The sequence below is a fragment of the Candidatus Cloacimonadota bacterium genome (assembly GCA_021734245.1).
GTDB lineage: Bacteria > Cloacimonadota > Cloacimonadia > Cloacimonadales > TCS61 > B137-G9.
The window spans coordinates 1-7598 of record JAIPJH010000116.1 but is presented as its reverse complement, the minus strand read 5'-3'; the positions used below and the strand labels follow the sequence as shown (position 1 = coordinate 7598).

Annotated in this window: 9 protein-coding genes; 5 read left to right on the top strand and 4 right to left on the bottom strand. The window is 36.7% G+C overall.

What is annotated here, in order from left to right; translation table 11 throughout:
* Positions 1–121: 121 nt before the first annotated feature.
* The 4 genes from K9N40_12535 to K9N40_12520 are packed head-to-tail and all read right to left on the bottom strand — an operon-like array spanning position 122 to position 1804.
* On the bottom strand, positions 122–499 hold the full coding sequence (locus K9N40_12535) for a hypothetical protein (protein MCF7815295.1): 378 nt from the start codon (positions 497–499) through the stop codon (positions 122–124).
* Positions 496–963, bottom strand: coding sequence for a hypothetical protein (locus K9N40_12530; GenBank protein ID MCF7815294.1), 468 nt, complete (start codon positions 961–963; stop codon positions 496–498). The genes K9N40_12535 and K9N40_12530 overlap by 4 nt, the downstream gene beginning before the upstream one ends.
* A complete protein-coding gene (locus K9N40_12525; protein MCF7815293.1) occupies positions 960–1418 on the bottom strand; it encodes a hypothetical protein in 459 nt (152 codons plus the stop codon). Before K9N40_12525 ends, K9N40_12530 begins: the two co-directional genes overlap by 4 nt.
* A 2-nt stretch (positions 1419–1420) precedes the next feature.
* Positions 1421–1804 carry a DUF882 domain-containing protein gene (locus tag K9N40_12520; GenBank protein MCF7815292.1) on the bottom strand — a complete coding sequence of 128 codons (384 nt, stop codon included), beginning with the start codon at positions 1802–1804 and terminating at the stop codon, positions 1421–1423.
* A 127-nt stretch (positions 1805–1931) separates the two neighbouring features.
* Here K9N40_12520 and K9N40_12515 point away from each other — a divergent pair, with 127 nt between their 5' ends.
* The 5 genes from K9N40_12515 to K9N40_12495 all read left to right on the top strand — a co-directional run.
* Complete coding sequence (locus K9N40_12515; GenBank protein ID MCF7815291.1) at positions 1932–3755, top strand: LPP20 family lipoprotein; 1824 nt, start codon at positions 1932–1934, stop codon at positions 3753–3755.
* A 15-nt stretch (positions 3756–3770) separates the two neighbouring features.
* The gene (locus tag K9N40_12510) at positions 3771–4157 is read left to right on the top strand and encodes a HEPN domain-containing protein (GenBank protein ID MCF7815290.1); all 387 of its coding nucleotides are present in this window, start codon (positions 3771–3773) and stop codon (positions 4155–4157) included.
* Complete coding sequence (locus K9N40_12505; GenBank protein ID MCF7815289.1) at positions 4136–4447, top strand: nucleotidyltransferase domain-containing protein; 312 nt, start codon at positions 4136–4138, stop codon at positions 4445–4447. Before K9N40_12510 ends, K9N40_12505 begins: the two co-directional genes overlap by 22 nt.
* Positions 4448–4499: 52 nt before the next feature.
* The gene (locus K9N40_12500) at positions 4500–6491 is read left to right on the top strand and encodes a PEGA domain-containing protein (GenBank protein ID MCF7815288.1); all 1992 of its coding nucleotides are present in this window, start codon (positions 4500–4502) and stop codon (positions 6489–6491) included.
* A gap of 9 nt (positions 6492–6500) precedes the next feature.
* The coding region (locus K9N40_12495; GenBank protein ID MCF7815287.1) for a fibronectin type III domain-containing protein at positions 6501–7598 on the top strand (1098 nt) is incomplete at its 3' end.

Here is a 7598-nt window from a genome sequence, read left to right as displayed (position 1 = left end):
ATTCTTTGCTTCCCAATCCATTTAAGAGAATCCAGATTTACAGCTTTGGCAGCATAGTTTTTGGATAGTAATTCTGCTGTATCTACTATCCCGATCTGGTATCCGCCAATCTTCTGAACTCTCATTCTGCCACCGTATAAACTTTGGCAATGCGGACTTTTCTGCCGGAATCTGCTCGTGCCGGATAGTAATCGATCTTAGGAATATCACTACCGAGAATAGTTCGATATTGTGATTTAAAGGTATTTGCTAAATCCAGAATATCAGCATCTGGGTCTTTTGAGTTATTTACATCAACAATCAGAAAAACAGCGATATCATATTCAAACTCACAGAATCTTTTTGAAGTAGGTTTAATGCCTTTCTCGCCATTGAGAGTGACGATAGCAGCAGGAAAATCTCTGGGGATATTGTCTTTCTTGAAAGAGATATTTTTTGTTAAAACTCCAGAGCTTTCCAGAGCAGTAATGATCTTCTGTCTTTTCTCAGGGAAGGTCATAGTACTACCTCGATGCTATCTAACTGGCTATAGATCCATTGCTGTTTATTCTTGATCACTTCTGCAAAAACGTTGCGTTCAGGAATGCCTTCTCGTTTGATCTTAGATTGGATCATATAGGCTATCTGCTCTATTGAAAGCTGCTTTCCGGTTTTCTTATCTACCCATGACAAACCTTTGCGTTCTACCCATGCTTTGAGTGGTTCAATAGGAGTCCAGGAAGGAACCTTTCCACCTAAGACATACTGCTCATGAGGAACATTAGATCCAACCACCAGATCGATAGATGCATTGTTGAATTGCACTGCATATCCGGTATTCTGCAGGAAATCACCTTTGTCTTTGATATCCTGCTGGAGAATTAGTCTGCGAGCTTCTCCTTCGATTACACTGCCAATGCGGTGCAGTCTGCTTTCGATTGCTTTGAAGATTGCTCGGAGGATTTCTTTATCGATGTCAGTCATATTACTGCTATCTTGATTCCGGTTTGGTTGATTTTGGATTTTCCGGTTTTAAGCTCTTTCAATCGATCAAAACCTGCTTCATTGAGATATTCTGAGATAAGCTCTAAAGCTTGGATTTCCAGATTCTTCTTGAATGATTTGATCTCGCTTCCGGTGAGAAGCTCTGTGGATTGCTGATCAATTCCAGTGGATTTGATAATGCCTTCACCCAGAGTTTTAAGGTTCAGAAACTCAACAGCAGAAACCAATAAATAGTAACTATAAGCAAACTTGAAGGAGTTTTGTGTATCTTCATCAGCAAGATCAGCCTGCAGATCATTCCAGATATCTTCATCTGTAATTCTCTTAAGCAGTAAAACTACTTTCTGAGCATGCTGATCAAAGGTTGCAATGATCCTGTCATCTGCGTTCAGGTTAAGGATTGAGATTGCTGTTGATGTATCGATAGGAAGCATAATCAAACCTCGTATAACCAGAGATTGTTAGGTTTTGATTTATCTATATCTGCATGGATAAAATCTTTGCCAATGCCGATTCTACGGAAACCTGCTATGATTAGACCTCGAAGGATATTTAGACGTGCTACGTTATCAGGCACAGCAATATCCACTGCCAGACCTTGAACATGAGCAGAGTTCTTAACACCACCCACTTCTTGGTTGTGCTTGGGACAGCGATATCCGCTGGTGATTACAAAGGGAGTTTCAGCCAGTTCTCTTGCTAAATCCAGCTTCAAAACCAGATTAGCTGAGATGTTGCTTGTTTCGCAGCATCTACAGTTAAATTCTTTTTTGTTAAAGAATTTAACTCTGTCCCAATCAATAAATTTATTTCTTCTCATGGGGGTATTAAGAATATGTAATAGTATAAAGCAAATCGAGTTATGATGAGTTACCATAGAATGTTATTGACGGATTCTACTTATTGAATTAAGCAACATTAACTAAATAAATTAATTGGGAGAAAATGTGGTAAACAGAAAAATTGTAATTTATTTTTTAATTTTGATCCTTTTCTCAGCAAGTTTAACAGCATACTCAAGATCAGAGATAGAAGCAATGCGAAACGATGTAAACTGGATAGTTGGAATAGGCAAAAGCCCATCCGAAACTAAATCTGATCAGCTTGCCATTAAAGATCTACTTTCTCAAATTACTATACAAGTAGAAGCATCATTCAAAGATATACTTACCGAAGAAAATGGTACAGTTAGCGAATATTGTTCTTCCGCAATTGATACATATTCCTCTGCCCGTTTAGATGCTGCAGAAAGAAGCATTTTTGAAGAGGATGGAAGATATATTGTCTATCGATACATTAAAAAAGAAGAAAAGAACAAGATATTTTTTAAACGAGAAAAGCTGATTAAAGATTACGCCAGACGTGGAAATGATGCTGAACAGGAACTAAGAATCGGTGATGCTTTGATGAACTATTATTGGTCTTTAGTGCTTCTTAGAACTCATCCAGATTGGGATAAAATAACTGAGACATTCAATTTTCAAGAAGAATCGTTAGTAACATTCTTACCAGATAGAATTAGGCGTATTTATAGTCTGATCGATTTGAAAATCGAAAACAAGTGGTATGATCCTGATTATGATCTAACATTGATAAATATTTCAGCTTTTTTTCAAAATCAACCTGTGCGAAATCTTGATCTAAAATATTACCTGGGTTCTGATTGGTCGGTTCCGGTTGGTGTTTCTCAGGGAAAAGCTTTATTTGAATTTATGGGTAATCTTGATGAAATTCCTGATATTCTGAAGATTAACGTATTGTATAATGATCTTTTCAAAGCTAATCATAATGCTGATCTTAGAAAAGTACTGGAAGATATGCTCTGTCCAGCTTTCAGAGAATCAAGATTCGAAATACCATTAAAAGAGATTTCTATAGTTGAAACTGAACCAGATAGAATCGAAATAAAAGCAGTAGATTATGGAATTCCTGTTGATAAATACATCCCTCTTACCAGCAATATTATCGAATCAATTAAAACAAAAAAGATGGATTGTGTTCTTAACAACCTAACTCAGTCTGGATCAAGCAGTTTTGAAGATATCATTATCTATGGAAACGCAAAAATATTGGATGACAGCCCAGAGTTATATGCAGATAAAATAAATGGAAGAACCTATATTCGAGGTTTTCCGGTACAGTTTGATTTCCCAAATAGTGGAAGAAGATTCAACGAGCAATTGGTTTTTGTAATTAATGAAGATGACAAAATCGAAAAAGTTAATTTTGCTTTATCAGATAAAGCAAAAGACGATATCCTGGGCAAAGTTGTTGCTTCTGATGAAGAAAAATTCCTGATTGCAAATTTTATTGAAGAATACAAAACAGCATACTGTACAGAGAATATTGAATTCATAGAAAAAATATTTGATGACAATGCGTTAATCATCGTAGGACAAATGCTGAAAGAAGATGATAAAAACATTGATGATATGTATAAAAAACTGGGTAGAAACTGGCAGCCGGTAAGATATTCAAAACAGCAATATATCCGTAATTTGAAAACAGTATTTGAGGGTAATGAATATGTAAATCTTCATTTCGAAGACAACAAAGTGACTCGAGTGAATAGCGATACAACTAAAGTTTTCGGAATACAGATTCACCAGTACTACTACAGTCAACGATATTCAGATGAAGGCTACCTGTTTTTGATGTTCGATTTAACAAAACAGGATGAGCCGAAGATCTACGTTAGAACCTGGCAACCTGAAAAGAATGCTGATGGCTCCATTTATGGTTTAGATGATTTTTATTTACCTAATCAATGATTTTGCGGGGAATAAATGAATTTTACTGAGATTATAAAATTTTGGATAGAAGCTTCAGAAAAAGATGCAGTCGCTATGCAGCATTTATATGAAAAAGGAGATTACTCCTGGGCACTTTTCATAGGACACCTGGTAATAGAAAAGCTTTTAAAAGCGCTGTTTGTTAAGCTAAATAAAGCCAATCCTCCCTTCATTCACAATCTTTCCAGATTAGCTGTAAAGATTGATCTTGATTTTTCTGAAGAAATGCTTGATACGCTTGATACTATTACAACTTTTAACATTAGAGCTCGTTATGATGATTATAAACAACAATTTTATCGTAAATGTACAAAAGAATACGCTGAAAAGTGGATTCAACAAATTGAGGAGATCAGAAAATGGATAAAGCAACAGCTTTAGCTTTAGCAAAGAGATTTTTAAAATACATTAAATCTCAGAATTACAACTTAACCAATGCCTATCTATTTGGTTCTTATGCAAATGGAAACCCCAAAGAGGAAAGTGACATAGATATTGCTATTTTCTTTGAAAAGCTGGAAGATGCTATTGAAACACAGATCGAATTAATGAAACTCAGAAGAAAAATAGATCTCCGAATAGAACCACACCCATTTGCTTCAAGCGATATAAAAAACCATACACCTTTTGTTGATGAAATATTAAGAACCGGAACGGTAATTGAGTTTTAACTTATTCCTCACCAAATAAGAGATCTGTAAAAATATTATTGGAGAATAATCTATGAAATTAAAATTGATATTATTTTTTCTTTTTATCTCTTCTGTTCTGTTTTCAGCAGAAATGGTTATCACAAAACCATTAATGGAAGAAATGGGAGATCTAACCCTGCGGCAATCACCTAAAACTGATATGAGTGGCAACCCTTGTGCTCTCATTAAGATTAGCACAGATCTCATACCATTTGATGAAATTGAATCTAACAGAACTCCCGTTGCTGTTGTGAACAAAATTGGTGAAGTCTGGGTTTACCTTTCGGCTGGCGATAAAAGACTCTACTTTAACAAAACCGGATTTGCCCGGAAGAATTACGAAATTCCAGTTAATTTAAAAGAGAATACCGTTTATTCCATGACGCTTATGGGTAAAGGCTACGGAGCTGAAGAAGTAGATAACGTGGTTGATCTTACTTTCAACATCAATGTAGAAGGTGTATATATCACCAGAGATAATCAAGCCCCCATCAAAACGCCTTCAACCATTGCTCAATTCAGCATCTCAAGGGGAACTCACAATTTCAAGTTTGAAAAAGAAGGATATAAAACTGTAGAGCAGGAAGTTGTTCTACAGGACAATGATCTTATAGAGATCACAATGGAAGAAGGTTCCAGTAACGTAAGATTTTCTTCTCCTGGAATTGTCATCATCCAATCTGATCCGGAAGGAGCTGATGTTGAGTTGAACGGACAGAAAGTAGGCTCAACCAGCGGTTCTTATCAGGGCAATCATTATGCCGGAGAATATACTCTTACCCTACGAAAAGAGCTTTATCACACTACTTCAAAAACTTTTTCTCTGGAAGCCGGACAGACTTTGGATATACCCACGATAAAACTAAAGCCAAAATTCGGCTATTGGCAAGTTACCAGTAATCCAACCAATGCCGATGTCTATCTGGATGAGAAACTCATTGGAAAAACACCACTCAGTAAAGAAAAAATACCCAGTGGAGATCACATTTTTCGTATTACTTATAATAAATACAAAACACATCAGGAAACTTTTGTTATTAACGATGGTGATGAACCAACCTTCAATGTTGAACTTAAACCAAATTTTGCCGGATTGGAAATTGATTCTGCCCCAGAGCAGGGAGCTACCGTTTTTATTGATGGCGAAGATGTTGGAACCACACCTTATTTAGATGAAATGAGAGTTGCGGGAACCTACGAAATAAGAATTGAGAAAGAACTCTGGAGCGGCAGCTCCAAAACTGTAACCATTACACCGGAATATGATAAGAAAGAACTTCTGATCTTAACTAAAGATTTTGGAACCCTGTGGGTAAAAGCACAGGATTGTAATATTTACGTTAACAACGAAATCTACAGCTCAAATGAAGTTAAAAGAAACTTAAAAGCAGGAAAATATTCAATTAAAGCAGAAAGAGAAAAACACATACCAGATGAGAAAACTGTTTTCGTGAACATTGGTGAAACAACAGACGTAACTCTACAGCCCATTCCAAGACTGGGTAGTGTCTCTGTTTTTGCAGTAGATAAACGAGAGCCAGACCAAAAGATAAGAGGTGCAGAAATATTTGTAGATGATAAAAAATCGGAAAAGAAAACTCCTTCAGTTCTGGAACTGCTTTATGGTGATTATGAAATCTCTCTTAAACATCCCAAATACCTGGAATTAACCAAGAATGTGTCATTAGAAGAAGGAGACACAAAAACACTTACTTTTGAACTGGACACCTACTCTGGTTCGCTTCTTGCCAAACGAAATAAATGGCGTACTCAAGGCTGGATCGGTATGGCTGCCACAGCTCTTATGGCTGGTGGTGGTGTTTACTGCAATATGCAATCTAATAGCCATTTTGATGATTATGAAAATGCTGCCACATCTTCTTCTGCTCTTAATTACAAACAAAAAACTGAAGATTATGAAAACTATAGAAATTACTGTTATTACGCAGCTTCCGGTGCTGCAGTTTACGCTGTTTTCAGTTGGATAAAATCGGTTGTTTATAACGGTAAGATAGAGAAATAGGGGGATCAAATGAGAATTTTTACATTAATAATGATAATAGTGATCTTACTTATGATTTCTTGTGATAAACACGAATTCAACAATTTAATAGATCCAGGTGTTGTCTTTCCCGCCCCGACTGATTTGGATATAAACGGCACTTCTATAACTTCCTGTGAACTAAGCTGGAATGATAACAGTACAGGCGAAGAGGGTTTTAAAATAGATCGCAAGAAGGACTCAGAGAACTGGGTAGTACCATATCAGACTTTGGGAGAAAATGCTACCAGTTTAACCGAGACAGGCTTAAATGCTAATTCCACATATCAGTATCGAGTTTACGGCTATTCTGGTGAAAATAGCTCTACATCAATAACAGGTGAGATCAATATGACCTTTCCCGCCCCGACTGATTTTAACGTAGAACAAAGTTCATTAACATCTTGCAGTTTAACTTGGAGTTACAATGGATTCAGTGATGAAGAAGGATTTAAGCTGGAAAGAAGACTGGCAGGCGGCTCGTGGAATGAGATAGCTCAACTTGGTATAAATATTACCAGCTTTGAAGATACAGGCTTAACTGAAGAAGAAACTTATGAATATATGATCTATGCCTATAATGCAGAATTACCACAGGGAAATACAGCAACTCAGAGCATTACAATGCAGATACTCTGCGTTGATTATGATGGAAATGTTTATGAAGTAGTTCAGATAGGAGATCAATGGTGGACAACAACTAATTTAAAAACCACCCGTTATTGGAATGGAGATGCCATAGATCATCTTACAAGTGATAATGACTGGACAAGCACATCAAGTGGAGCATACTGCGCTTATAATAACGATGAAGGTAATGTAGATAATTACGGTTACCTTTATAACTGGTATGCAGCAAGTGATGATAGAGGTTTCGCAGATGGCTGGCATGTACCAGGTGATGCAGAAATAATGATCCTGGAAATGGAACTTGGCATGAGTGAAACAGAAGCAAATGATACCGGATATAGAGGGACAAACGAAGGAAGTAAACTGGCAGGAAGAGCCGATCTCTGGAGTAATGGAGATTTGGAAAATGATCCCCAATTCGGCAGCAGCGGCTTTGATTTTGTTCCTGGCGGGTATCGT